This is a genomic window from Colwellia sp. BRX8-5 (assembly GCF_014077325.1).
GTDB lineage: Bacteria > Pseudomonadota > Gammaproteobacteria > Enterobacterales > Alteromonadaceae > Colwellia_A.
Window position 1 is genome coordinate 200,283 of sequence record NZ_JACGVR010000004.1, and the last position, 26,139, is coordinate 226,421.

Sequence of the window (26,139 nt, forward strand, 5' to 3'; positions counted from 1 at the left end):
GCAATCAATAGTACAATAGTGCTAAGTAAATATTATTTTAATAGCTTTATTGCCTGGCGTCGCATACGATTGAACCACATAATTATACTATCGGACTATTTTAATGCTTTGGACATCCAGTGTTGTATTACGTCGAGATATCGAGCAGCACCAGCATAACCTGCATGAGTTTGTCGTTTGTTTAAAAGGTGCTGTAAGCATAACGATTAATGACGAAAGCCATCAAATTTTAAGTGGACATTCTGTTTTTATCCCTGCTGAATATCAACATTCAATTACGACAGATAAAAACACCGAAACAAAATTACTGTTTGCATGTATTGCTCCCCCGTCCTTTGATAACTTGTCAACACCCGCCAACAGTTTGTATTTAAAAACGTTATCTAAAGGAGGATTTTTAACTAACAATCTCAATTTAAGCAGCCAGCACAGTACGCAAGGAATGCAAAAAATTGCCAATGAACTCGAAATACAACCCATTTCGAGCTCACCATTAAATGTTTGTTTAAAAGAGAACCTCTACTTACGACTATTACTGATCCATATCAGCAACGCCGGTTACGAGCAGCAAGCAAATGCACAATCATCTTTGCGAATGACCAATGCTCAAGATTGGATCAACAATAATTACACTATGGATATCACTCTAGATAAGGTGGCAAAGCAAGTTAATCTATCAAGAAGTCATTTTGCTCGCCAATTTCGCCAGCACACCGGTTTCAGCTTTATTGAATACCTTTTAAAACTGCGTTGTGATGCCGTTGCTAAAAACCTTGCTAGTTCCAACACCGATATAACCGAAATTGCTTTTGCTTCGGGCTTTAGTAATCTTAGTCATTTTTACCGGCACTTTAAACGCCGCTACGGGATAACTCCCGGTGCTTTTAGGTTAATGATTAAACATCAAGGGGTAACACTGAGACCTTAGGCCGCTGTAAAATTTTTCTAGCTAAGGAGTGTTTTACCTTAAGTGTTGTCATAGATGTATTAGCGCAAATATAGACTTCAAAACCCTATAAGCTCAAATATAATAAAGTTACCCTTGCAAGGGTTCGAGATAGAGTGACACAAGATTCATGCAATGTGTTGCCAGAATACTATTTTTCAAAGTAACCACAGCAGAAATTTGTCTACGTCAGATAAATTTATCATTTGAGAACCTGCTTAGATTCACGATTAAATACCTGTCGATTATCAGAATTATATAGGGGAGCTAAGATATAAACTTTGCTGAAGTCTTTACGGGTAATGGGGATAACGTTGAGCAGGTATTATGCAGGATAACAAAAAATAAAATCGAGCACGATGAAGATAACGAACACCTACTTCAGCATGCTTTAAATCAGCCTTACTTGATTGAACTACTCGGCACTTAAGTACCGAGTTTTCTCGACGACACTGATAAATTTAACCGAACTTTAGTCATAAGTATTAAATTTATTAAACTTTATAATAGAGGTTAATTCATCACCATATTCTGCACCCTTTTCAGAATAACGGTCTAACTTTTTAACTAAAGAGTAGGGGTCATCAGTTTTTAGTCGTAATTGCCTAAATTTCTGAAAGGCGGCGCTGCGTCCAAGGGTTCGATAGTAGCCCCTTACCGAGGCTTTAATAGAAGGGTATCTTTTTAGCCAAATGGTTTTATCACCCCTTTTTTTCAGTGCCGCGATTCTAGGTTCATCTTCATCGAATGACCAAACACCAAAAATATTATTAGCTTCATTAAAAAAACGAGAGGTTGCCCAAGAACTCTCCATTGCCGCTTGTGCAATAGCAATACTTTTAGGGTGAGGTTTAAGTGCCATTAACAGCTCATTATCAGTTTTGGCTTTATATTCTATTTTCAGTTTTTCTATCATATCGTTATCACTACCTAACTTAAGTGACTCTGAAACGTCAAGATATTGAACCATAAGTTCATCATAAACTTCGTCTATTGCAGGAATAATTAAATTTTTAAAGCGAGCCTTTTTCTCTTGTACTGTCATTTTTGGCAAAGTAGGTTCATTTGCGCCATAGAAATAAATCGCTGTCGATAATAATAATATTAAGGGGATAAGTATCAATAATGTTTTTGACTGAAAAGCAGTTAATTTCATGGCAAGCCTTGTAGTTAGAAATATATTGTTAAGTATAAAAAAGCGGTTAACTTTCAGGAAGTATAGCATAAAGTCCGCTAAAATTTTAAAAGTAAAGTTATCTAGTTCTGCAGTCTCGTGTCATAAAAAATTTACTTGTTTGATAAACAGCTGTGAAAAATTATTTTTCGTCTATTTTTCGTCTATTTTTCGTCTATACTCATTTTACTTATTTATTATCCTATTAACTAACATATGCAGCTAAAACTATTTTTATTAATCATCAGTTTGTTATTTACTCTGCCTTCCTTTGCTCAACAAAAAATCACCATTGCCTTTGGTGATGCTCTTGCACCTTGGGTAATGCCTGAAACTAACGACGGTATAATAATAACTTTAATAAGAGAGGCCTTAGAGCCAGCTGGCTATGAAATAGAAGCAATTTATTATCCATATGCTCGCCGAATAACATCATTCAGAGCTAAGGATGTTGATGCGGCCTGTGACATGAACTTAAAAACAATGACCAAAGAAAACCTTACCGGTTTCTTATCTGATGAAGCTTATGCTTACGAAAATTTTGCCTTCGCATTAAAAAAGCATAATTATAAATTTACTCACTTGAATGAGCTAGCTTCATACTCTTTATTGTCTTGGCAAGGCGCCAAAACACACTTGGGTGGAGAGTATGCCGTAATGGCCAACAAAAACCCGCTTTATCTAGAGAATCATGATCAAGAATTACAGGTTAAAATGTTATATCTAGAACGTTTCGATATCATTCAGTTAGACCTACAAATATTTAAACATTACCGAGCTAAAATTCAAAAAGAAGGACAAATCAATACCCATTTATTAGTGGATAAATTTCCACTTTTTGGAGCAAGCCCTAATAATATTCTTTTTCATGATAAAAAAGCCAGAAATGCCTTCAATAAAGGCCTTAAAGAATTAAAAGCGAATGGTCGTTATGAAAAAATATTCGCATCGTATACCTTAGGTAACTAGTGAGTTATTTACGGATTATAGTCTCGACTCTAAGGATGACGAACCATTAGCGAAAAGTGCTCAACGTTTAGTGGTTTATTCTTATCATCCTCGCCTCAATATTACTCATCAATTTTGCACGAAGATAAAATGCCTTCGCTATTTTATATCCGTTAGCTTAAACAAAAATATTACAAGGTTAGCTTCATAGCTACTTATGCTCTATATTTCACGTAAAAAATACCGTTAGTTTAATCTGATCTTGACCAGAATATTAAGCTTAATGTAAAGTTAGTTTAAATGAGCTCGTCGTTCATCTTAACCATTATTTCACTCAACTATTTTAAAGGGCAATGCTATAGCGAAAGCATTTTTTTTACGCTAATAGCCACTTAAGTCTGGACTAAATGACTAAAATTAAAAACATACAAGATGTCTCTTTTGGCACCCCTATCGGTATATCGATGGGCAATGTAACCGCTTATTCTAGCGATTATGATACCGTAGACCCATTAATCTATAAATCGCGTAGTCACTTTAGAAGCTATGTAGATGATATTTATATGGGACATAAATGGCAATGTGTTGAATTTGCTCGTCGATGGCTTTACACCAACAAAGGTTATATTTTTAACGATGTAGCTATGGCTTACGAAATATTTAATTTACGTTCCGTGAGAGATATTGTAAATAATAACGAACTCGCCTTAAATGCCTTTGAAAATGGTGCAAAGAGATTACCTGAAGTAGGAAGTTTACTGATTTGGGATGAAGGTGGAGAATTTGAAGAAACGGGTCACGTAGCTATTATCACTGCAGTTTTTAACGATAAAGTGCATATCGCCGAACAAAACATGGCCTTTGCACCTTGGCCAAATGGGCAAAACTATTCGCGTGAAATAAAAGCAAAATTAGGCAGTAACGGCGACTACTGGCTACACTGCCCCTCTGATGGGTCAACCATTTTAGGGTGGTTAATACAAACTGATGATGAAACAGATGCGCTGATTTTTTCTCTGCCAGAACCCGCAGTGTTTAATATTGAAGCTTGTACTGCGCCAGCACAAAATAAAGCCAATACCCCTTGGTTAAACCTCGCCAATGACGACGAATATGCATTTTTTCAAATGATGGCTGGCCATAGACTTTCATGTGATGATGCAAGCGCTTTACGCTATTACCGTATATCACCCCAAGCTCATTTAGCACTAGAAACGGCCACGGATGAACTGCATCAAATGTTTATGCATGCTACCGATTACGTGCTGGAACATCCAGAGCTATTGGAAAAATTCGGCTTACCCAAAAATCTAAATGAAAAAATTAAGCGCTCATGGTCTAACCGCGCTAATCAATTAGTAACAAGTCGTTTTGATTTTTCAATGTCTGAACATGGCTTGAAGGTCTACGAATATAATTGTGATTCGGCATCATGCTATATGGAGGTTGGAAAAGTACAAGGTAGATGGCTAAAACACTTCCAAGTGAAAGGTGGAACTGATGCAGGCACAGCCTTATTTAGCCTTTTAGTTAAAGCTTGGCAAGCTCGTGCTATCGACTCCGTTATTCATATATTACAAGATGATGACCCCGAAGAAACCTATCATGCACTCTTTATGAAAAACGCCATAGAAGCGGCGGGTCATCAATGTAAAATATTGGTAGGGATTGATTCATTAACGTGCAATAAAAATAATGAAATTGAAGATTCAGCCGGCATAAAGCTTCAATGGATATGGAAAACATGGGCGTGGGAGACTGCACTTGACGAAATAAGAGCAAATCAAGATGATGTCATTAATGATGATGTCATTAATAAAGCTCAGCATAAAAAACCGCATAAACCTAGCTTATCTGACGTACTACTAAACGATAATATTATGGTTTTTGAGCCACTTTGGACACTTATTCCTAGCAACAAAGCGATTTTACCTGTGCTATGTATGCTATTTCCAAATCATCCCTACTTGTTAAATACCAGCTTTGAATTAACGGATGAACTTGAGCAAACTGGCTACGTAAGTAAGCCAATCGTTGGCCGCTGTGGTGCAAATATAAAGATAATAGATGAAAACAAGCAAGTGATTGCCGAAAAGTCAGGTAATTTTGAAACAAGAGAGCAAATCTACCAAACATTGTTCCCCTTGCCCTATGTCGAGGATAAATATGTGCAAGTTTGTACTTTTACCGCAAATGGCAATTATGCCGGTAGTGGTGTAAGAGTGGACTCGTCAATGATTATTGATAAAGATAGTGATTGTTTAGCATTACAATGTAAACATGACGTATAAAAATGTTTCTTGCGCTAACATTCAGCATATCTGCGCTTATTTCAACCGTATCTAGGATATTAACTTGCAATTATTAAGTATATTAAAAAATATTAAAAACTTTTTATTAACGGCATTTATTGGTGGAATGGTTATATTATTGCCCGTTGTTATTGTCTTTAAAGTCGCTTTTTGGCTATTAAATTCACTTTCAATGGCCTTTGAACCGATATCTACTTTTTTCTCAACACAATTTGTCTCTCACATCCCTTTAGCTGAAATCCTTGCGTTTACTGCCGTATTTTTATTGTGTTTTATCATAGGACTACTCGTACAAACAGTATGGGGACGCTATGTTCATGGCCAATTAGAACAACGCTTACTTGTTCCAATTCCTGGTTATACGCTGATAAGAGATATACTGAGCCAGTTTAAAAATAAAGATGGTGGTTCTTTTACGCGCCCAGTAATGCTTAAAGCATTTCAATCTGAACAATTAGTTTTGGGTTATATTACTGACGAATTAGAGGATCATTTTGCAGTATTTGTGCCTACTAGCCCTAGCCCATTTAATGGTTTTGTTATTTTTGCTCCTAAAGCAGATGTTAAACACATTGAAGGCAGTGCTAAAAGTGTGATGAACTTAATCGTCGGCTGTGGTGTTGGCTCAGCCAAAACATTAACAAAAGATCATTTTAAAACCCCTTAACTTTACTATGTGTTAATGCGCAAATTTACAGAGTAAAACCAATAACATAACAATTTACTTTTGGTGCTATAACTCAGTTAGTAACTCGTAATGACTATGGAATTTAATGACCAATGAATACATTAGAAGTGGAAAAAGAACGGATATGCCAGATAAGTTCTATTCTATATAGCGCTAGCCAACCGATTAGAATACTCACCCATTTAGAATGGAACAGAGATATTAAACAGCAATTCTTTGCAGATAAGTGTAAAGAGCTACCTAAGGTTAGCTACCCTACTTTTGATCCCAGTAAAACTTTAAGTTTAGTGAATGAAGCTAGAAGCTTAATGGGTAATTCAGACATAGATGAATGGCTAAAGCGCATTTCAACTAAGCTTGAATATGGTGCTTTGATGATGGGATCGGTAGGCACTAAAAAGTTTTATGAATTTTCTGAAGCGCTTTACGGTAAACCCACCAACCCATTTACTGACGGTAAATCAACACCGCTTGAATTAGCGAATATTTTTGACAAACAAATTAGTAGTTATGCTAGTTACAACTTTGGTAGTCCACCACCTATGTGTTATCTAGCTTCAGATATCGCTGAGCAAATGCAAGCAGCCGTAACTAAAATGTTTGGTACAGATGCGCCAAAAGTTGAAGTGGTTGACGAGCTATCTGCCAACGCACTAGCAAACCCAAAGTTAATACGGATTAGGAAGACAGCCTGTTTTACTGATCTTGACGCGCAACAACTCATTAATCATGAAGCCCATATTCATGTTGCCACTTCAATTAATGGACTTAATCAGCCGCACCTTAAAATATTAGCCGCTGGTCATCCTGGGACCACTAAAACACAAGAAGGCTTGGCGGTATTTTCTGAATATATCACTAATTCTATCGATTTAGATAGACTGCGCAGATTAGCTGACCGTATTATCGCGATACAAATGTCGATTGAAGGCGCAGACTTTTTAGAAGTGTATAACTACTTTTTAGGTCGTATTGGCAATGAATCACAAGCTTATGAAAATACTCGAAGAGTTTTCAGGGGAGGTGTCTTAACTGGCGGCGCTCCCTTTACTAAAGATGGTGTTTACTTAGAAGGACTTATCCGCGTGCATAATTTCTTAAAAGCTATCGCCGCTAATGGTCGAGCAGATTGTCTTAAGTTATTATTTTGTGGAAAGTTAGATATTGAAGACATTCCTGTACTATACAAATTAGAGGAAATGGGACTATGTCAGCCCGGTAAATACTTACCACCATGGGTTGAAGACGCACGCTATTTATTGGCTTACTTAACCTGCTCTGAGTTCCTCAATAAAATGGATATGCCTAAAATTTATAGCCATTACGATGAGTTGCTGCACAGCATTCCAAAAACGTTCAATTAACGTTGCGGAATACAATAGCTACTAGCTGCCATCCGGCTTAAATTCGATAGCGGCTAATGCTGTTGTTAAAACAGCGTTACTTATGCAAAAGTTAGTGATCGTCCTTATATTTTTCATAGACCTTTTCAAAATTCTCTGGATGTGCGGCAAAAGCAGCAAGCACCTTAGGGTCAAAATGCTCAGGCATGGTTCTACCATCACCTTCAATAATTATTTTTACTGCCTTTTCATGACTAAAAGCAAGCTTGTAAGGACGTTTTGAACGCAGCGCATCATAAACGCCACACAGCGCCATAATACCACCAGATAATGGAATATCTTAACCAGAAAGACCATTAGGATAGCCAGTGCCACCCCATCTTTCGTGGTGATTTAATGCTATTTCAGCGCCCATTTTGATAAAAGGAGAATCCCCCTTTTGCAGGATTTTTGCGCCAATAGCACTATGGGTGTTCATGGTCTCACGCTCTTGAGGTGTAAAAGGCGTTGTTTTGAAAAGAATAGCATCTGATATACCAATCTTACCAATGTCGTGCATTGGGCTCGCATAAAACAATGCTTTATTCATTTTTTTACTCAGACCAAGCAATCGTCCTTACAGATATGAATAGTGTGCAATAAGGCGTACGTGTGCCCCTGTCTCCTCATCCTTAAATTCAACAGCGCTGACCATGGTGATGATAGTTTCCTTATAAGCATTTTTAATGCTTAATAGTACGTTCTTTAACCTTGTCTTCAAGTTTATTGTTGTAGTCTGTAAGGAGATCACTTTAATCCTTTAAGCGCAACATATTCCTAACCCGTAATATAAGTTCAGCTCGGTCGATTGGCTTAGTAAGAAAATCATCAGCGCCTACTTTAAGTGCCGTCAATTTAGCCGCATGCTCGTCCTATCGAAGTCACCATAATAATTGGAATATACATGGTCTCAGGATTAAGTTTTAACCTTTCAGCAACTATATTGCCATTTAGCCCAGGCATCATGATGTCGAGTTAAGGTTTGATAGCGTGCTCAATAAACAAAACACTTAATATAGCTAATTCATTAATACTCAGCTTGGGGTAAAGCATAAGTAGCTTTAATCGCTAACCGTTGCGGTGCAATATCATCGAAGGCCTTTTGATATAGTGCTATCACGTCATTGGCTGTGTTTATATTGAAAGCAAAGTAGTTACCTACCTTATTGACCTGCCAGACCTGTTCATAGTCAGTTTCATCAAAGCCAAGTTGTTCTGCTAAATGAGCGAAACCATGTATAGAGATAACAATCATGTCGACACGATCTGATTGCATCATTAAAAAAGCTTGTTTTAAGGAGGAGACTTTTGCCAAGTTAGAGGAAGGGAAACCCACTTGATTAAGCGAAATTTCTGAGATATCGCCTGCTACGGTGGCAACTTTACGATAAAAAACTTGCCCTAAATTAGCGAACTCAAAGTTTTTTGATTTTTTGGCCATTAGTACATGAGTAGAGTGAAAAATAGGCCCGACCCATTTAAATAAACCTTCGCGAGCTTGTGTTCTAGAAACGGTAAACAAAGCGCTGTTGGCTTTATCTAAGGTAAATCTATAGCCACGTGCCCAGGGAACAACCAGAATTTCTTGTTCTGCAATGTCTAAATGTTTCCATAACGCTTTTAAGGTCTCTACTGAAATTCCCTTAAGCTTATCATTAACTAAATAATTAGCAGGAGGATAGTTTTCAGTATAAAAAGTAATATTTTTTGTTGGCGATAATTGTTGAAGTGCTTGTAGCGGAGCAATCACAATAAAAAATAGTAAAATAGACTTAATAATAAATTTATTCATTAAAACTGAATCCTCCACCACGACAAAACAAAATTAACAGACTTTATTATCAATTAACGTCGACCTTATTTATAGTCAATATATCTTCCCATATCAACGTTATTGATGGTGGACTGAGCTATGTGCTGTAAATAAAGTACGGACTACATTTATCAGCTGACTATAAAACTATAACTAACTTAACATATTGTTTGAGTTTATTATTTTAATTAGTAACTTTTTTAGTGTACAGGTATTACTGGCTATAATCCTCGTTGCCATTCTTGACGAAGCGGAATTTCTGTAGAATGCGCTAATGCCATTTGCACCGTATTAACTAGTTTCTCTTTATCTTTCCCTAAAATGCCCTTTAAGACTAAGTAATTTGAAGCATGATCAGACCTAAAAATAGTTTTTTCTAATTCCAGAGCGGATAACAATGTTGCCATTTCAATAAATAACTCTTGCTGACTTAGCAGTCGATAGGGTTGATATTGTCGGTCAGTAAAGTTTTTAGCAAAACGTTCTTGCCCTAAAGGAAAGCTAACCACGAGTGTCGATAAGTAGTCGGGTTGTGCTTCATTCATTAATTTAGCTGAGTTAATGGCATGCTGTTTGGATAGCTCAGGTCCGCCAAGTCCATTTAAGATCATCACTGAACTTTTAATACCTGCTTGCTTAATTTTGTTGAGCGCAATTAAAGAGCTTTGATAGGTTTCGCCCTTGTCAATTAATTGTAAGACCTCATCGTCACCGCTTTCACAACCAACATACAAGAGAGACAAGCCTAACGCCTTTAACTCTGCTAGCTGTTCAACCGTTTTATTACTGACGTTTCTTGGTAGACAATAACTTGCAACACGAGTGACTTGCGGAAAATATTGCTTTATTAGCTCAAGTATTTCTTTCAAGCGTTTAAACGGTAACATCATTGCGTCACCGTCGGCTAAAAACACCCGACCAACCAGTAAGCCTGAGTCGACAACTTTAATCATCTCTTCTTCAATTAATGCGACTTTTTTCGGTTTAAATTTTTTATTTTCGGCCGTATACATTTCACAAAAAGAACAATTATTCCAAGAGCAGCCATTGGTAACTTGCAAAATAAGGCTCTTCCACTCACTGGGCGGACGAAAAACTGGCTCTATATATTTAAGGGGATACATTGGTCACTCACTTTTTAGATCACTTTAGATAGCTACACATCATCGAAAAAAGTAGCAAATTCAACCTGAAAATATTCAGTTAAATCTTACGACCAATCGCCTCTATCTTTAAAGACTTTCGCTTCACTGGTGCTATGGGTTTGGTTGTAAGTTTTTATCTTTTGATTTTTACCTAACATAACTTTTAATTGATAATAAGTTTCACGGGCTAAGGTAAAACGGTCACTTCGCCACCAAACATGATTATAAAGTTTTTTAACACCTGCAACCGCATCCGGTGATTGCTGGCAAAGTTTATCTGCTAAGCTTTTTGCTGACACTAAGGGATCAGCACAAATATCGGTAATTAACTTGAATTCAAGTGCTTGCTGCGCAGAAATTTCTTGACCAGTCATCGCCAACAACTTCGCTTGATCTGCTGGCAAGTGTTCTTTAAGTGCCAAAGTGCCGCCCATATCCGGAATGAGTCCCCACCTTGCCTCTAAAATAGATAAAGTAGCACTGGGCTCAACAAAGCGAAAATCGCCACCGAGTGCTATTTGTAAACCGCCCCCCCAAACTCTGCCATGTAATGCCATGATCACCGGAGCAGGAATTTTACGCCAGCCCGTTGATACACGTTGTGCTAAATTTGATTGACCGGGTAACCATTTAAACAGGAGTTTAAAGATATTAACCGGTGCTTTCATCACAGACTTAACATCTAAACCACTACAAAAATCGACACCCTTACCATGAACAATTACTGCTCGCAGTGATTTATCTTTTTGTAATTGTTTAATAATATTATCAAGTTGATAAAACATCATCATATTAATAGCGTTATGTTTATCTGCACGATTAAGGGCAACATAAGCAATGTTGTTTTCGATAGTTAACAATACGGTTTTTTCTGGCATACTGACCTCTGGTTAGACCAGAATAAAATAACCTTGTCGACATGAGATGTAAATAAATAAAACAAATAAAAACAAATGAAACTGGAAGCATAAAGATGGAACATTATTTTCAAGGTAAAACAGTCGTTATTACCGGTGCATCTGCAGGTGTTGGTGCAGAAACTGCCCGAGCCTTTGCCAAATTGAAAGCTAATTTGGTTTTGTTAGCGAGAGGACAACAAGCACTCGACGAGATTGAAAAAGAACTTAGTGTTGAAACTTCGGTGTTAACGATCAAGATGGATGTCGCTAATTCAGCTGATTGCCAAAAAATGCTAGAGAGTGCTCAAGAGAAATTTGGCAGTATTCATTATCTTATTAATAATGCTGGCTATCATCAACGCGGTAATGTTGAAGATAATACCGCTGAACAATTAGCAAAAATGGTCGATGTAAATTTACGTGCGCCAATAGCACTGTCGGCATTAATTTTACCTTATATACGCAGCAGTATAACTAATGGTGGCTTTGGCGGCATCGTTAATGTTGGCTCTTTAGCTGGTCGAACACCATTACAGGGCGCTGCAACCTATTGCGCAACTAAGTCTGGGCTGCGTGCATTTACCTATGCCCTTGCTGATGAATTAAGCGGTTCGGGGATTAGTATTGGTTTGGTTTCTCCGGGGCCAATCAATACTGGCTTTATTATGTCTGAAATAGATGAAGTAGAAGATATTGTATTTTCGCAACCCATGAGCAGTCCACAGCAAGTCACTGAGGCAATAATCCGCGTAGCTAAAGGTGAGCAAATCGAGATTACATTGCCTCGTTCGAGCGGTTGGTTAACTACTGTTTCTTATCTATTTCCTTCACTAAGACGCTTTCTAAGACCGGCACTTTATAAAAAAGGTCGAAAAGCAAAAGAGCGTTATCGAAACAAAAAATAATAAAGGCAAGTACATTGTCCGCATATCCGTATATAATATGGCTATAACTGTTTAGTAAAAAAGAATCTCATGACGCTAGAAGACGAACAACTCAATAATCCCTTGCACGGGCTTAAATTAGATACACTTTTAAATGAAGTGTATGATCATTATGGTTGGGAAATTCTAGCGGAATATACCAATATTAATTGTTTTAAAAACAAGCCTAGTATTGAATCTAGCTTAAAGTTTTTGCGTAAGACCGAGTGGGCACGTGAAAAAATGGAACGTTTTTATTTATATCAATTTAAGAACTTGCCTAAAGCTGATGATGAACAATATGAAATTCCACCGCGTCTGCGAGTGATACCCGCACGCCAGAAACCTAAAGACCCTGCCGTACTCATTTTAGGACAAGCCCCTATCCCTACAATCAGATCATCCAATTTTTCTAATAACAAACCTTCATCACAAGGTCGAGATAGCAGAAGTAATAGCAGTAAGGGTAGCTATAAAGATAAAAGTGAACAGGGCTTTGCTCGTCGTACAGAAAAACCTGAACGCTCAAAGCCAGCTAGTGCATCTTCAAATCCTTACTCTGATTCTCCTAAGTAACATCAATATAAGCATTCAAGTGACAGATTTACTACAGGGTTAATCTGTCAACATATCAATAAATCTCAAACTAAAATTATAAATATCTCCAGGCCATCGCGCCGATAAGTAGTTTCTATCTTTAACGATAAAGCCACGTGACAAGTGCTGTAAATCATCACGAGCTATTGGCAAGCTGCCGGCAACAAACTGAGTTTTACTGGCAAGTGCTGCCACTAATTCATCTTCTGTGGTTGTTTCTGGATATGTTAAATAATAATCATCTAACCAAAGTCGAGTTAATTGGAAAGCCATAAGCTCTTGACGCTTTAATAGCCCGGTACATTGATAATTATAGATGACCGATTTTTGACTTTTGGGATCAATACTTCTCGCTGGAATTAATACGCCATGACAAACAGCCGCGACGGGTTTATTTTCATTAAAAAAATCAACCACCAATCTTTGTAATACCTCTGACTCTAAATATTCTTTTACCCCTTTGTCATGCCCACCCGGTAATAATAATCCATCGAAGTCACTGGCTTTCACATCGGTGTAAAATAAAGGCTTATTAAATTCAGCTGATTGTTCCAGTTGACGATAGGCATTTATGGCATCTTGTCTAGCCTGTAGTAAGGGTTTGAGCAAGCCCAAACCTTTTCCAGTCAGCATAATATCGTCAGCCGTCGCGACCTTGCCATCAGGTGTTATAAAGGTCATTTCAACCTGCTGTTCTTTTAGCAATAACCAAGGAATAGCAACTTCTGAAGGATCGCAACCATAGCGCGGTAGGGGGATCAGTACTTTTTTGTTATGCATCTTTATTGACCCTATTTAAGATTTATTTGTTAGCCTGTTCTTGTTGCAGGAAATAAGTCCATTGCTGCTCGTAGGCAGACATTTGCTGATGTTTCTTAGTGGCTAAATGCATTTGCTTGTCGTGCTCTGTGGCGAAAGCGCCTGTATGACAAGCTAAGCATTTTTTATCTTCAGGCACCCTACTTTTACGGTTATAGGTAATATAGTCGTCGCTGTTAGCATCAAACATCGCCTTACAGTTTTCTAGAGGCGCTTGGCTGTATATATAAGTTGTACCTTGAGTTGATTTAACATGTTTATCTCTGTTTACATTCCTGACTTTATAATCTGGAAATTTAGTAATATCAAAGAAAAAACGACCAATATAGTTGATATCGGTATCAGTGATTAATGCTTTTTCAATATTCCATTGCAGATAAGGTTTAACATTCTTTGAAGTGATCAACGCAAGTTTTGCACCGTTTTCATCAAGAAAGTATTGAAAGCAGTTCAACAGATATTTTCTCAGTAAAGCTCTGTTTAAGGTATTAACACTTAATTGCTGGCACTGAGCTTGAAAAGCTTGTTCAGAAGGAAAAGCGGGGAATAATGGAAATTGAAAGATCACCAAATCAAATGATTTTTCAGCTAACGTCCCCCAAGTATTTTCATCAGTGACGTCAAAATCAGTGATGACTTGGCAATTGTCCTGCTGTAACTGCTGATAATAAACATCACCGTACTTTTCCTGTAAACAAGCCATGCTGTCATAGATGGTTGCTGTCAGCTGCTGGGGTTGATGATGTTTAAGTAAAGATGCAGAAAAAGATAAGTCGCCATCGCCAACCGTTAAAACACGCCATTTAGGATCAATATACATAATGAGATTTATAGAATAATAAAATTAGCATTGTATACCCGTTAACGCGTAAAGTGCAGAATTTCAGTGCTAATTAAAGTGACAATAACAATCGCCAGCTTTTGTCTAAATTGATAACTACTCGCATTTAAGGTACTAGCTTTGTACTTTACTTACGGCATCTTGCCACTGTGCATAAAGACGATTTTTTTTCTGCTCGCTGATTTGTGGCGTAAAACTTTTTTCACAGCGCCACAAGGTTGATAATTGATCAACCGAGGAAAAAACGCCTGCTTGTAAGCCGGTTAAATAAGCAACGCCTAACGCTGTGGTTTCAACGATATCAGGGCGTTCAACCGTTATCGATAACATATCGCTGATAAAATTAAGCAGCCAGTTATTTTCCGCCATACCGCCGTCTACTTTTAAAAATGAGAGCGCTAAGCCATCTTTTGCCATAGCATTTTGTAAGTCTTTGCTTTGAAAAGCAACCGACTGCAAAGCAGCAGAAATTATTTCATTTCGACCTGAGTCACGACTAAGGCCTGAAATGACAGCGCGAGCATTAGGATCCCAATACGGGGCACCCAAGCCTGTAAATGCTGGGACTAAAAAAACACCATGCTCAACAACCGTATTTTCAGCAATTTTTTCACTGTCACTTGCTTTATCAATGATCTTTAATTGATCTCTTAGCCATTGAATAGTTGCCCCTGCCATAAAAATACTGCCTTCAATAGCATAAGTAACGTCACCGTTTAAACGATAGGCAATAGTTGTCAGTAGGCGATTAGTTGACTTTAAAGCTTTATTGCCGGTATTTAGCATTAAAAATGCGCCTGTACCATAAGTACATTTCGCCATGCCCTCAGTAAAACAAGCTTGACCAAATAAAGCCGCCTGTTGATCGCCAGCCATCGCTAAAATGGGGATTTCACCATTAAATAAAGATGATTGCGTGACACCAAATTCAGCGGCGCAGTCCATCACGTCAGGCAACATACTTTTGGGTATTGAAAATAAAGCCAGTAATTCATCATCCCAACATTGTTGGTGAATATTAAATAACATAGTGCGAGAAGCATTAGTTGCATCAGTTTTATGGGACTTCCCCGCCGTTAATTGCCACAATAAAAAAGTATCAACAGTGCCAAAAAGTAACTGACCTGCGTCTGCTTTTTCTCTTGCGCCGGGTACATTATCCAATAACCAATTAATTTTGGTTGCAGAAAAGTACGCATCTAAAATTAACCCCGTTTTATCCATAATGCTATTTTTGATGTCTTGACAATCGATTGAATCACAAAAAAAAGCGGTACGTCTATCTTGCCAAACAATCGCATTGTAAATAACAGCGCCAGTATTTTTATCCCATACGAGAGTCGTTTCTCGCTGGTTGGTTATGCCAATACCTAAGATATCGCTAGCACTCAACTGATTTTCATCTAGCACTTTTTGACAGGTACTTAAGACACTCTGCCATAGTTCGTTAGGGTTGTGTTCGACCCAACCATCTTGAGGAAAATATTGCGGAAACTCTTCTTGGGCACTCGCGTAACGTTCACCTTGGGTGGTGAACAATATCGCTCGTGAACTTGTCGTGCCTTGGTCTATTGATAAAAGGTACTTTGCCATAAAAAGAAAAGTCTCCGCTGAATGAATAAAGTTAAGCTGATTAAACAGATCATGCCACAACTTGCTTGTTGAGCAATTATAAAGGTTTTCTCGCCACGATTTGCGCTATAGCTTGGCTATTATTACCCGTGTCTGAAATTGTTATCCCTTAAACATATCGATAAAAGATACTTTGCGGTAAAACAAAACAGTCTCCGCTGAATGAATAAAGTTAAACAGATTATGCCACAACTTGCTTATTGAGCAATTATAAAGGTTTTATCGCCACAACTTGCGCTATGCCTTGGCTATTATTACCCGTGTCTGAAATTGTTATCGCTTAAACATATCGATAAAAGATACTTTGCGATAAAACAAAACAGTCTCCGCTGAATGAATAAAGTTAAGCAGGTTAAACAGATCATGCCACAACTTACTTGTTAAGTAATTATAAAGGTTTTCTCGCCACGACTTGCGCTATGGCTTGGCTATGATTTCCCGTATCTGAAATTATTGTCCCTTCAAAAGAATGAATAATTTGCCAACCAGCAAAATGCTCAAGTAATTCTCCTTTTTTTAATAAAAAATCAGGATTTTTGGGGCGACCAAGAACCGCTTGTCCTAAGGTGAACGTTTCATAAATAACGAGACCATTAGGAACTACTGCCGCTTTAATCTGCTCGATAAGTGGTCGATGTAAGTAGCGAAAAACCATTACGGCACTATAACTATTTTCAACTAATGGCTGAGAAAACCTTTGTTCAAAGTCAATAAGCCAAAAGGTGGCTAATGTTGATTGATATTTATCTGCATCATGACTTATTGCTTGCTGAACATTCGCTAATGACTGCGAGTTAATATCAGCAAAAGTCACCGCTAAATTTTTCTCTAGGCAAAACAAACCATTCCTGCCATTGCCACAAGCCAGATCTAAGATGGGTAATGAATTTTCATGAGGGTTAAGTTCAGGTAAATACTTTTCTAGCAAGGAAGAATGCATAATTTTAGCTTTTTGACTTTTTTCTATGAGTAATAAAAAAGGCTGCAATCAATTTGCAGCCTTCATTTAATTCAATACTCATCATTAATAAGTATCGTTATTTAATCGCTTGATGACTGAGTCACTTAGCTACTTAAAACTGAGATACTGGCGCCGCTATTGCTTTACGGGTGATCTCAGCATTAACTTTTAATGCTTCAACAAAGCTTTGGTAAGCAGATTGTGCAAGTTGTTGCGTTTGTTGTTGTGCCATTCTTGGGTCAAGTGCTTTTTCAACATTACTCGCTATAACAGCTTGAACTTCTAATAAGGCTAAATCACCGTTATTTAATGTTACCGTCGTTGCTGAAATCTGACCTTCACTTGGATGAGGTAATTTAAAAGCCTCACGACTTAAGCTAGGCGCAATATCACTACCTGAGCGTGTAACATCAGCTTTTTCAATAAACACGGCGTTAATCGCTGTTAACTGCTCGCTAATATCATTACCTGCTTTAAATGAAACAAGTAAAGAGTCAGCTGTTGTTTGTGCTAGCTCTGTTGCTTTCTCGCTAATCAAAGTATCACTAATTTGTACAGTAACTTCAGTAAGTGGCTTAACTTCTGCTGGTTGGTACTCTTCTAAACGAATAACAATCGCTAAAGTATCGCTAACTTCAATAATGTCTGAGTTTAAGTTCTCTTGAAGGACTAAATCAGAGAAAGCAGCTTCAATTGCTTTAGGGCTATCAAATGGCGCTACGTTGCCAAATTTACTTAACCAGTCTGTCGTCATTATTTTTGAGTTAACGGCTTCAGCAGCTTCGTCTAAACTATCAGGAGCTTCAAAACTTAATCGTGCCATTTCCTGTTGTAAATCAAAAAACTTATCTTGTGCTTTTGATTGACTCACTTTTGCTTGCAGTTCTACTTCTACGTCAGCAAAAGCCTGAACTTGTTCAGCTTTTAGGTCGGTTAATTTAATGATATGAAAACCAAAGTCACTTTCGACAACATCACTTACGCTATTAATCTCGGTTAACGCGAAGGCGCCTTCGTCAAACGCATCGCCCATGGCACCACGTTCAATCCATTCTAAATCACCACCATTTTCACCGCTAAAAGTATCGTCTGAACTTTCTTTGGCTAAAGTAGCAAAATCTTCTCCGGCATTAACACGGGCTAATAAAGCTTCTGCCGTTACTTTTGCCACAACTTCATCATCACCAAACTCAATTAAAATATGAGCAACACGACGCTGTTCGTCTTGACGATAGCTGGCAATATTCTCTTGGTAGTAAGCTTTAACATCAGCGTCACTAACTTCAATTGTTTTTGCAATGTCGTTAACATCAAGTGCGATGTAGTTAAGTTTTACTTTTTCTTCGTTTTCAAAACGGCCTTGATTAGCTAAGTAGTACTGATTGATTTCATCGTCAGTTAACTCAATACCGGCTTTAAACTGTTCAGCATTAATGGTCGCATAGCGGACGTTACGCTTTTGGTTTTGTAAAGCGCTTACCCGTTTTTCTTGGTATGGCAAGTTGAACTCGCTGGCAACAAGTGCTTGTGTTAATTGACGACGAGTCATTTGAACACGTAAGTAATCACGAAAATCTGAAGATTGATAAAAACCGGCTTGGTTAATCATCGCTAAATAACGATTATTATCAAAAACACCATCGACCTGAAATTCAGTCATCGTGCGAATAGTTTGCTTAATACGTTCATCAGAAGCGCGAATAGACATATCAACTGTACTTTGATCAATCAGCTTTTCATTAATTAGGTTATCTAAAATACCGTTACGAAAGTTAGCCATATAATTTTCATCTGCTGATAATGTTTCGAACATATCACCAAATTGTTGTGCCATACGATTACGTTGCGCTTGATAAGCTTTATTAAAAGCATCTTGTGATATTTTTTCACCGTTAACGTCAGCGACAGATGTGTCTACTGAGTTGGTATAAGTACCAATTCCCGCTAAAGCAAAAGTTAAAATAACTAAACCTAGGATTGATTTTGCAATCCAGCCCTGTGAACCTTCTCGAATATTTTCTAACATCTTTTTCTCTATTTATTACGACAGATATATCTTTGTTCAGGATTCTATCAGAAGCATCACTGACCTTGAAGTAGCAGACGAAGATTTAATTATTTTATAGTGATATAAATGAAGCTATTTATGGGATATGTAAAATAAAAAAAGCCTTCGTTTAAAAAGGCTTTTCTGATTTATCTACAAAAATTGAAGCAGATAATTATGGATTAACTGAATCTTTTAATGCTTTACCAGCTTTAAATGCTGGGATTTTAGCTGCAGCGATTTGAATAGTTGCACCCGTCTGTGGGTTGCGGCCAGTGCGCGCAGCACGGTCACGTACTGAGAAAGTACCAAAACCAACTAGAGCAACTTGCTCACCATTTTTCAATTCGTCTGTAACAGCTTCAATAAATGAATCTAACGCACGACCAGCAGCAGCTTTAGAGATGTCTGCACCAGCAGCGATTTTTTCGATTAGTTGAGATTTGTTCACAAGTATTCCCCTTCAATTGTTATTATTCAGTGCCATCATTTGTTTTAGCGTCCTGCGGAAACTTTTATATTGAGCTTCTTTTGAACATCAAGCACTGTGTTTAAGAAAATAAAATTTATTATTTATTTTTATCTTAACCAAACCCTAATCCTATGTATGGATAGGGGTCTAGCGTTATCAGCGACATTAACTTAACACAGTTTCAGTGTTTGAAAAGCAAAAATCACTGTTTTTTGTTAATTTTTTGCAATTTTTTCTTTTATTTACTAAAAAAACAGCAATTTTTACAAATTAGTTGCCTAATTTGAATTTTTCTACTGGATGCTCTAAGGCAATATCTAATACCTCTTCTATCCATTTTACCGGATGAATAACCAAATCACCTTTAACATTGTCAGGAATTTCTTCCAAATCACGCTCATTATCTTTTGGAATAATGACTGTTTTAATACCACCACGATGCGCAGCCAAGAGTTTTTCTTTTAAGCCGCCAATAGGAAGTACTTCACCTCGTAACGTAATTTCACCTGTCATAGCAACATCTGCTCTGACCGGATTACCGGTTAGGCTAGAAACTAATGCCGTACACATACCAACACCTGCGCTTGGCCCATCTTTTGGTGTAGCACCTTCTGGGACATGAACATGGATATCACGTTTTTCATGAAAATCAGCATTAATACGAAATTTATCGGCTCGACTTCGTACAACGGTCATCGCTGCTTGTATCGATTCCTGCATCACGTCACCTAATGAACCGGTGTAAGTCAGTTTACCTTTACCTGGAACCGAAGCTGTTTCTATAGTTAATAACTCACCACCTACAGATGTCCATGCTAAACCAGTCACTTGACCTATTCTATTTTCACTATCCGCTTTACCATAATCAAAACGTTGTACACCCAAAAATTCAGATAAGTTATCTTGATTAATAGTGACTTTTTTAATGGTTTTATCTAATAAAATCGCTTTTACCGCTTTACGACAAAGTTTTGATATCTCTCGCTCTAAGCCACGTACCCCAGCTTCTCTTGTGTAGTAGCGAATGATGCCCATAATAGCGCTGTCTTCAATTGAAATTTCTTTCTCTTTTAGACCATTACGACCAACTTGCTTATCGAGTAAGTGATTCTTGGCAATATTAAGCTTCTCATCTTCGGTATAACCCGACAAACGAATAACTTCCATGCGATCCAATAAAGGTCCAGGGATATCCATACTATTAGAAGTAGCAACAAACATCACATCGGATAAATCGTAATCAACTTCCAAGTAATGGTCGTTAAACGTCGTGTTTTGCTCAGGATCAAGCACTTCCAGTAAAGCAGATGCAGGATCGCCACGCATATCAGACGCCATTTTATCTATTTCATCTAATAAAAATAGTGGATTCTTAACCCCAACTTTAGCAATTTTTTGAATCAACTTACCTGGCAAAGAACCAATATATGTGCGGCGATGGCCTCGAATTTCAGCTTCATCACGCACACCACCTAGTGCCATACGCACGTATTTACGTCCGGTTGACTTAGCAATAGATTGTCCTAAAGACGTTTTACCAACCCCTGGAGGGCCAACTAAACAAAGAATAGGTCCTTTTAGCTGGCTAACACGTTGCTGCACCGCTAAATACTCTAAAATACGTTCTTTAACTTTATCTAAACCGTAATGATCTTTATCTAAAATATCTTGAGCAAGCTTTAAGTTACGCTTTAACTTACTACGCTTCTTCCAAGGTACACTGATCATCCAGTCGATGTATGAGCGAACCACGGTTGCTTCTGCCGACATCGGTGACATCATTTTTAATTTACGTACTTCGGCTAAAGTCTTTTCTTTAGCTTCTTCGGGCATTTGCGCATCTTCAATTTGCTTTTCAAGCTGCTCAACTTCGTTTGAACCTTCTTCGTCATCGCCTAATTCTTTTTGAATGGCTTTCATTTGCTCATTCAAATAATATTCGCGCTGACTTTTTTCCATTTGTTTTTTAACACGGGTACGAATTTTCTTTTCAACTTGCAATAAGTCAATTTCGCCTTCCATCAGTGCCATTAAATATTCTAGACGTTGAGCAACATTCTCTATTTCTAGTACTTTTTGTTTTTCAGCTAACTTTAATGGCATATGTGCAGCCATCGTATCCGCTAATTGTTCTGCATCATCAATACCTGAAACTGAAGTTAACACTTCAGGTGGTATTTTTTTATTGAGTTTGACATAACCTTCAAACTGAGAAATAGCCGAACGAACCAAGACTTCACAATCGTCTTCGTTAACGGTTTCTACGTCAAGAAACTCAATATCGGCAGTGAAGTATTCTTGTGTTTCAACAAATTGAGTTATACGCGCTCTACGCGCTCCTTCAACTAACACTTTCACTGTGCCATCAGGTAATTTCAACATTTGTAAAATAGTGGCAATCGTACCCGCACGATAAACATCATCGGCTGTAGGGTCGTCAACTGCGGCATCTTTTTGTGCAACAAGAAAAACCTGCTTGTCGTTTTCCATCGCTATATCTAAACAGCGAATAGATTTTTCGCGACCTACAAATAATGGGATCACCATTTGGGGATAAACAACAACGTCGCGCAAGGCTAGAACAGGAATTTCATTGATACCAGATAACTCTTCGGTCATAGGTTACTCTCTCGAAAATCAGTAGGGAAAAAATTGTAGTTAAAAAGTATATGGGGATTTTAGTAAAGCTTTCAACGGATAGACAAAAAAAAAGAGCTAAATGATCAATGTCATCTAACTCTTTTTATCGAAACACCTAAAATTTTAGCAATGAACGGCTATTCGCTCGCTACTTTTTCCTGTGGTGTATCGTAAATAATAATCGGTTTTGACTCACCTTTTATTACTGTTTCATCGACCACAACTTTTATCGCATCATTCATTGATGGCAATTCATACATGGTATCAAGTAAGACGCTTTCAACGATTGAGCGTAAACCACGCGCGCCCGTTTTACGCACCATTGCTTTGTGTGCAATAGCAATTAATGCATCTTCTCTGAACTCTAATTCAACGTTTTCCATGTCGAACAATGCACCAAACTGCTTAGTTAGCGCATTTTTAGGCTCTTGCAATATTTGGATTAATGCGTCTTCATCAAGTTCTGTCAATGTTGCTACAACAGGCAAGCGACCAATAAACTCAGGAATTAAACCATACTTAATCAGATCTTCTGGCTCAACATCTTGTAAGTGTTGAGTTAGCGTTTTCTTGCTATCTTTGCCACGAACTTCTGCGCCAAAACCTATACCTGCACCAGTATGTGAACGTTGCTCAACAACTTTATCTAAACCGGCAAATGCACCACCACAGATAAATAAGATTTTCGAGGTATCAACCTGCAAAAACTCTTGTTGAGGATGTTTACGCCCACCTTGTGGTGGAACTGAAGCGATAGTGCCTTCAATAAGCTTTAACAATGCTTGCTGAACACCTTCACCTGATACATCACGCGTGATTGATGGATTATCTGATTTACGTGAAATCTTATCAATTTCATCGATGTAAACAATACCACGCTGGGCTTTTTCAACATCGTAATCACATTTTTGTAAAAGCTTTTGAATGATGTTTTCAACATCTTCACCAACATAACCTGCTTCAGTTAATGTCGTTGCGTCGGCCATAGTAAACGGCACATCAAGTAAACGCGCTAAGGTTTCAGCCAGTAATGTTTTACCACTACCCGTTGGGCCAATAAGTAAAATATTACTTTTACTTAACTCTATACCATTGTGAGAGTCACCATTGCGTAAACGTTTGTAGTGATTATAAACCGCTACGGCTAATACTTTTTTCGCGTGATCTTGACCAATAACGTAGTCGTCTAAACTTTCACGGATCTCTATCGGTGTAGGTAAGCTTTCTTTTTCTTCTTTCGGGGAAATTTCTTTTATTTCTTCACGAATAATATCGTTGCACAGTTCAACACACTCATCACAAACAAATACTGACGGACCAGCAATAAGTTTACGAACTTCATGTTGGCTCTTGCCACAAAACGAACAATACAAAAGCTTGCCGTTATCACCGTCACCATTTTTAATATCGGTCATACGGAACCTCAATTTGTTTAATTTCTAATACAGATACTGTTAAGTATTTCATAAATTATCTAGATCACAAAGTTGTGAAATTATTTATCTAATCGTTCTGTTAATATGGAGTCAACTAATCCATATTCAACCGCACTTTCTGCACTTAGGAAGTTGTCACGGTCGGTGTCATGAGAAACTTTCTCTAATGACTGACCTGTATGCTCGGCCATTAAACTGTTCAATTTAGTTTTAATATAAAGAATTTCTTTCGCATGAATTTCAAAGTCAGATGCTTGACCTTGGAAACCACCAAGTGGCTGATGAATCATCACACGGGCATTGGGTAGACAGTAACGTTTACCTTTTTCACCGCCTGACAATAAGAATGCGCCCATGCTAGCCGCCTGACCGATACATACTGTACTAATGTTTGGCTTAATAAACTTCATCGTATCGTAAATAGCCATACCTGCAGTTACCGAACCGCCAGGTGAATTAATATATAAGTATATATCTTTATCAGGACTTTCAGACTCAAGGAATAATAACTGAGCAACAATCAAATTAGCCATGTGATCTTCAACTTGACCACACAAGAAAATAACACGCTCTTTTAAAAGTCTTGAATAAATATCGAACGAGCGCTCACCCTTAGGTGTTTGCTCAATAACCATTGGCACTAAAGCACTATCGATAGTGCTGGTGATTTTCTGAGAATTATTTTGAGAAGTAAACAACTAAAATTTCCTTTCTATATAAAAAATGGCTCGTATGTCCCCATACCAGCCATTTAAGCGATTGCTTGACATAATGTCAATCTAAAAGGTCTACCAATTCACATTTGTTTCACTAAAGTGCTACAAATTTAAGCAAATGGCAGCAACTTAGCCGATTAAGTTTCTTTGCTCAGTGGCAAGAATCCTAAGAGACTCAGTCTTATTTACCTTCTGGATTCATTATATCTTTAAAGCTTGCTTTCTTTTTATTAACTTTTGCGCTTTCAAGTAACAATTCAACAGCTTGCTCTTCTAATGCAACATTCTGCATTTGTTGATTAAGCTCTTTGTTTGTTGCGTAGTACTCGATAACTTCTTTTGGATCTTCGTAAGCTGATGCGGCTGATGCAATTAATTCGTTAACTTTGTTTTCGTCAACTTTTAATTCATTAACTTTGATCACTTCACCTAGTAACAAACCAACTTTAACACGGCGTTTAGCTTGCTCTTCAAACATATCAGCTGGAAGCTCTGGCATGTTATTAGGATCCATTTGACCTGCAAAACGTTGCATTGCTTGCTTACGTAAAACGTCAATTTCTTGAGCGATTAACGCTTTAGGAATTTCAACATCGTTAGCAGCTAATAAGCCTTCGATTACTTGCTCTTTAACTTTAGCTTTAACCGCTTGGGTTAACTCACGAGTCATGTTAGTGCTTACTTCAGTGCGTAATGCTTCTACGCCACCTTCTTGAACACCAAACAATTTAGCAAAATCTTCATCGATTGTTGGTAATACTGGACCTTCAGTTTTATGAAGAACGATATCAAACTCTGCTTCTTTACCTTTTAGGTTTTCAGCATGGTAATCATCAGGGAAAGTCACTTTAATTGTTTTTTCATCGCCAGCTTTCATGCCAGTAATTTCTTTTTCAAAACCTGGGATCATGCGACCAGCGCCTAATTCAAGTTCGAAATCTTTAGCTTCGCCGCCTTCAAAAACTTCACCGTCAACACGGCCAGTAAAATCTAAAACAAGTTTGTCACCGGCTTTAGTTTTACGCTTGTTTTCTTTCCACGTTTTATGTTGATTCTGTAATGTAATAAACATTTCATCTAAATCAGCATCTGTAACTTCAACGTCAGGACGTTCAACGTTAATTGAATCTAAGCCCGTTAAAGCAACATCAGGGTAAACTTCAAAAGTAGCTTCGAATTCTAGCGCTTTGCCGTCTTCATTGCTTTTAGCAATAAAACTTGGACGACCAGCTGGATTCATTTTTTCTGCAACAATTGCATCAACAAAGTTACGTTGCATTAATTCGCCAGCAACTTCTTGACGAACTGATTGACCGTAACGCTTTTGGATAACAGTCGCAGGAACTTTACCTGGACGGAAACCATTAATTCGCTGGGTTTTTGATATGTGACGAAGACGGTTTTTAACTTCTACATCTACTGATTCTGCAGGAACAGAAATAGTTAACTTACGTTCCAAACCTTGTGTAGTCTCTACTGAAACTTGCATTTTAATACCTCAAAACTTAGCGTTTTAGTAACGCTTTCAATAACACAACTACTTCACAGCTTAATTAGCCAAAGAGTGTGACGTTTGTAGCCCTATAACCAACGCTACAGAAGCCCGAAAAATCAGAGTAAATACCAACACTAATAAATAGTTCCTCGCTCAGCGAGGTTTAAAAGGCATGATATAGACCTAGATTTTAAAATAATGACGCGAAATTATAGCGATGCTTGATATAAGAGTCGACCCTTTAATGACGTTA

The 26,139-nt window shown here is 37.7% G+C and carries 23 protein-coding genes; 7 read left to right on the forward strand and 16 right to left on the reverse strand.

What is annotated here, in order from left to right:
* Nucleotides 1-103: 103 nt before the first annotated feature.
* On the forward strand, nt 104-928 hold the full coding sequence (locus tag H4J62_RS04805) for an AraC family transcriptional regulator (protein WP_182214884.1): 825 nt from the start codon (nt 104-106) through the stop codon (nt 926-928).
* Between the two features lie 490 nt (nt 929-1,418).
* Here the strand turns inward: H4J62_RS04805 and H4J62_RS04810 are convergent, their stop codons facing one another.
* Entirely contained in the window at nt 1,419-2,102 is a 684-nt protein-coding gene (locus H4J62_RS04810; protein ID WP_182214882.1) for a glucosaminidase domain-containing protein, read from the reverse strand.
* Between the two features lie 234 nt (nt 2,103-2,336).
* On the opposite strand from H4J62_RS04810, the gene H4J62_RS04815 reads away from it, so the two are divergent.
* From H4J62_RS04815 to H4J62_RS04830, 4 genes are all read left to right on the forward strand, one after another.
* Entirely contained in the window at nt 2,337-3,089 is a 753-nt protein-coding gene (locus H4J62_RS04815) for an ABC transporter substrate-binding protein (RefSeq protein ID WP_182214880.1), read from the forward strand.
* Between the two features lie 386 nt (nt 3,090-3,475).
* Nucleotides 3,476-5,359 (forward strand): glutathionylspermidine synthase family protein, encoded by a 1,884-nt coding sequence (locus H4J62_RS04820; protein ID WP_182214878.1) that lies wholly within the window; start codon nt 3,476-3,478, stop codon nt 5,357-5,359.
* A gap of 64 nt (nt 5,360-5,423) precedes the next feature.
* The gene (locus H4J62_RS04825) at nt 5,424-6,047 is read left to right on the forward strand and encodes a DUF502 domain-containing protein (protein ID WP_182214877.1); all 624 of its coding nucleotides are present in this window, start codon (nt 5,424-5,426) and stop codon (nt 6,045-6,047) included.
* Between the two features lie 113 nt (nt 6,048-6,160).
* Nucleotides 6,161-7,432, forward strand: coding sequence for a flavohemoglobin expression-modulating QEGLA motif protein (locus H4J62_RS04830; protein ID WP_182214875.1), 1,272 nt, complete (start codon nt 6,161-6,163; stop codon nt 7,430-7,432).
* Nucleotides 7,433-7,523: 91 nt separating this feature from the next.
* Here H4J62_RS04830 and H4J62_RS04835 read toward each other — a convergent pair whose 3' ends face one another.
* The 5 genes from H4J62_RS04835 to H4J62_RS04855 all read right to left on the reverse strand — a co-directional run bounded on the left by H4J62_RS04835 (nt 7,524) and on the right by H4J62_RS04855 (nt 11,286).
* Nucleotides 7,524-7,727, reverse strand: coding sequence for a hypothetical protein (locus H4J62_RS04835; protein WP_182214873.1), 204 nt, complete (start codon nt 7,725-7,727; stop codon nt 7,524-7,526).
* Nucleotides 7,728-7,751: 24 nt separating this feature from the next.
* Nucleotides 7,752-8,021, reverse strand: a complete 270-nt coding sequence (locus H4J62_RS04840; protein ID WP_404842391.1) for an HD-GYP domain-containing protein — start codon at nt 8,019-8,021, stop codon at nt 7,752-7,754.
* 456 nt (nt 8,022-8,477) lie between these two features.
* Nucleotides 8,478-9,242 carry an ABC transporter substrate-binding protein gene (locus H4J62_RS04845; RefSeq protein WP_182214870.1) on the reverse strand — a complete coding sequence of 255 codons (765 nt, stop codon included), beginning with the start codon at nt 9,240-9,242 and terminating at the stop codon, nt 8,478-8,480.
* A 242-nt stretch (nt 9,243-9,484) separates the two neighbouring features.
* Entirely contained in the window at nt 9,485-10,387 is a 903-nt protein-coding gene (locus H4J62_RS04850) for a radical SAM protein (RefSeq protein WP_182214868.1), read from the reverse strand.
* Nucleotides 10,388-10,473: 86 nt separating this feature from the next.
* On the reverse strand, nt 10,474-11,286 hold the full coding sequence (locus tag H4J62_RS04855; protein ID WP_182214866.1) for a crotonase/enoyl-CoA hydratase family protein: 813 nt from the start codon (nt 11,284-11,286) through the stop codon (nt 10,474-10,476).
* Nucleotides 11,287-11,381: 95 nt separating this feature from the next.
* On the opposite strand from H4J62_RS04855, the gene H4J62_RS04860 reads away from it, so the two are divergent.
* Together H4J62_RS04860 and H4J62_RS04865 are read left to right on the forward strand one after the other, a co-directional pair.
* The gene (locus H4J62_RS04860) at nt 11,382-12,212 is read left to right on the forward strand and encodes an SDR family oxidoreductase (protein WP_182214865.1); all 831 of its coding nucleotides are present in this window, start codon (nt 11,382-11,384) and stop codon (nt 12,210-12,212) included.
* Nucleotides 12,213-12,281: 69 nt separating this feature from the next.
* Nucleotides 12,282-12,806: a VF530 family DNA-binding protein gene (locus tag H4J62_RS04865; protein WP_182214863.1), complete on the forward strand. Its 525-nt coding sequence runs from the start codon at nt 12,282-12,284 to the stop codon at nt 12,804-12,806.
* A gap of 39 nt (nt 12,807-12,845) precedes the next feature.
* Here the strand turns inward: H4J62_RS04865 and H4J62_RS04870 are convergent, their stop codons facing one another.
* From H4J62_RS04870 to tig, 10 genes are all read right to left on the reverse strand, one after another.
* Entirely contained in the window at nt 12,846-13,607 is a 762-nt protein-coding gene (locus tag H4J62_RS04870) for a type 1 glutamine amidotransferase domain-containing protein (RefSeq protein WP_182214861.1), read from the reverse strand.
* A 22-nt stretch (nt 13,608-13,629) separates the two neighbouring features.
* Entirely contained in the window at nt 13,630-14,466 is an 837-nt protein-coding gene (locus H4J62_RS04875) for a class I SAM-dependent methyltransferase (protein ID WP_182214860.1), read from the reverse strand.
* A gap of 135 nt (nt 14,467-14,601) precedes the next feature.
* On the reverse strand, nt 14,602-16,080 hold the full coding sequence (gene glpK, locus H4J62_RS04880) for a glycerol kinase GlpK (RefSeq protein WP_182214858.1): 1,479 nt from the start codon (nt 16,078-16,080) through the stop codon (nt 14,602-14,604).
* A 427-nt stretch (nt 16,081-16,507) separates the two neighbouring features.
* Nucleotides 16,508-17,059, reverse strand: a complete 552-nt coding sequence (locus H4J62_RS04885) for a methyltransferase domain-containing protein (RefSeq protein ID WP_220470072.1) — start codon at nt 17,057-17,059, stop codon at nt 16,508-16,510.
* A gap of 133 nt (nt 17,060-17,192) precedes the next feature.
* On the reverse strand, nt 17,193-19,106 hold the full coding sequence (locus H4J62_RS04890; protein ID WP_182214855.1) for a SurA N-terminal domain-containing protein: 1,914 nt from the start codon (nt 19,104-19,106) through the stop codon (nt 17,193-17,195).
* 196 nt (nt 19,107-19,302) lie between these two features.
* The gene (gene hupB / locus H4J62_RS04895; RefSeq protein WP_070374161.1) at nt 19,303-19,578 is read right to left on the reverse strand and encodes a nucleoid-associated protein HU-beta; all 276 of its coding nucleotides are present in this window, start codon (nt 19,576-19,578) and stop codon (nt 19,303-19,305) included.
* Nucleotides 19,579-19,869: 291 nt separating this feature from the next.
* On the reverse strand, nt 19,870-22,218 hold the full coding sequence (lon, locus tag H4J62_RS04900) for an endopeptidase La (RefSeq protein WP_070374162.1): 2,349 nt from the start codon (nt 22,216-22,218) through the stop codon (nt 19,870-19,872).
* A 158-nt stretch (nt 22,219-22,376) separates the two neighbouring features.
* Entirely contained in the window at nt 22,377-23,654 is a 1,278-nt protein-coding gene (clpX, locus tag H4J62_RS04905; protein WP_070374163.1) for an ATP-dependent protease ATP-binding subunit ClpX, read from the reverse strand.
* Nucleotides 23,655-23,734: 80 nt separating this feature from the next.
* Nucleotides 23,735-24,343 carry an ATP-dependent Clp endopeptidase proteolytic subunit ClpP gene (gene clpP / locus H4J62_RS04910; protein WP_182214969.1) on the reverse strand — a complete coding sequence of 203 codons (609 nt, stop codon included), beginning with the start codon at nt 24,341-24,343 and terminating at the stop codon, nt 23,735-23,737.
* Nucleotides 24,344-24,572: 229 nt separating this feature from the next.
* Nucleotides 24,573-25,880: a trigger factor gene (tig, locus tag H4J62_RS04915; RefSeq protein ID WP_070374164.1), complete on the reverse strand. Its 1,308-nt coding sequence runs from the start codon at nt 25,878-25,880 to the stop codon at nt 24,573-24,575.
* Nucleotides 25,881-26,139 lie beyond the last annotated feature (259 nt).

What these genes read in the sequence shown, in the direction of transcription:
- H4J62_RS04860 (WP_182214865.1), top strand. Translation starts at nt 11,382, where the DNA reads ATGGAACATTATTTTCAAGGTAAAACAGTCGTTATTACCGGTGCATCT.
- clpX (WP_070374163.1), bottom strand. Translation starts at nt 23,654, where the DNA reads ATGACCGATATTAAAAATGGTGACGGTGATAACGGCAAGCTTTTGTAT.
- H4J62_RS04830 (WP_182214875.1), top strand. Translation starts at nt 6,161, where the DNA reads ATGAATACATTAGAAGTGGAAAAAGAACGGATATGCCAGATAAGTTCT.
- H4J62_RS04875 (WP_182214860.1), bottom strand. Translation starts at nt 14,466, where the DNA reads ATGTATATTGATCCTAAATGGCGTGTTTTAACGGTTGGCGATGGCGAC.
- lon (WP_070374162.1), bottom strand. Translation starts at nt 22,218, where the DNA reads ATGACCGAAGAGTTATCTGGTATCAATGAAATTCCTGTTCTAGCCTTG.
- H4J62_RS04820 (WP_182214878.1), top strand. Translation starts at nt 3,476, where the DNA reads ATGACTAAAATTAAAAACATACAAGATGTCTCTTTTGGCACCCCTATC.
- H4J62_RS04845 (WP_182214870.1), bottom strand. Translation starts at nt 9,242, where the DNA reads ATGAATAAATTTATTATTAAGTCTATTTTACTATTTTTTATTGTGATT.
- H4J62_RS04815 (WP_182214880.1), top strand. Translation starts at nt 2,337, where the DNA reads ATGCAGCTAAAACTATTTTTATTAATCATCAGTTTGTTATTTACTCTG.
- tig (WP_070374164.1), bottom strand. Translation starts at nt 25,880, where the DNA reads ATGCAAGTTTCAGTAGAGACTACACAAGGTTTGGAACGTAAGTTAACT.
- H4J62_RS04890 (WP_182214855.1), bottom strand. Translation starts at nt 19,106, where the DNA reads ATGTTAGAAAATATTCGAGAAGGTTCACAGGGCTGGATTGCAAAATCA.
- H4J62_RS04855 (WP_182214866.1), bottom strand. Translation starts at nt 11,286, where the DNA reads ATGCCAGAAAAAACCGTATTGTTAACTATCGAAAACAACATTGCTTAT.
- H4J62_RS04810 (WP_182214882.1), bottom strand. Translation starts at nt 2,102, where the DNA reads ATGAAATTAACTGCTTTTCAGTCAAAAACATTATTGATACTTATCCCC.
- H4J62_RS04850 (WP_182214868.1), bottom strand. Translation starts at nt 10,387, where the DNA reads ATGTATCCCCTTAAATATATAGAGCCAGTTTTTCGTCCGCCCAGTGAG.
- H4J62_RS04885 (WP_220470072.1), bottom strand. Translation starts at nt 17,059, where the DNA reads ATGCATTCTTCCTTGCTAGAAAAGTATTTACCTGAACTTAACCCTCAT.
- glpK (WP_182214858.1), bottom strand. Translation starts at nt 16,080, where the DNA reads ATGGCAAAGTACCTTTTATCAATAGACCAAGGCACGACAAGTTCACGA.
- H4J62_RS04865 (WP_182214863.1), top strand. Translation starts at nt 12,282, where the DNA reads ATGACGCTAGAAGACGAACAACTCAATAATCCCTTGCACGGGCTTAAA.
- H4J62_RS04835 (WP_182214873.1), bottom strand. Translation starts at nt 7,727, where the DNA reads ATGGCGCTGTGTGGCGTTTATGATGCGCTGCGTTCAAAACGTCCTTAC.
- H4J62_RS04805 (WP_182214884.1), top strand. Translation starts at nt 104, where the DNA reads ATGCTTTGGACATCCAGTGTTGTATTACGTCGAGATATCGAGCAGCAC.
- H4J62_RS04870 (WP_182214861.1), bottom strand. Translation starts at nt 13,607, where the DNA reads ATGCATAACAAAAAAGTACTGATCCCCCTACCGCGCTATGGTTGCGAT.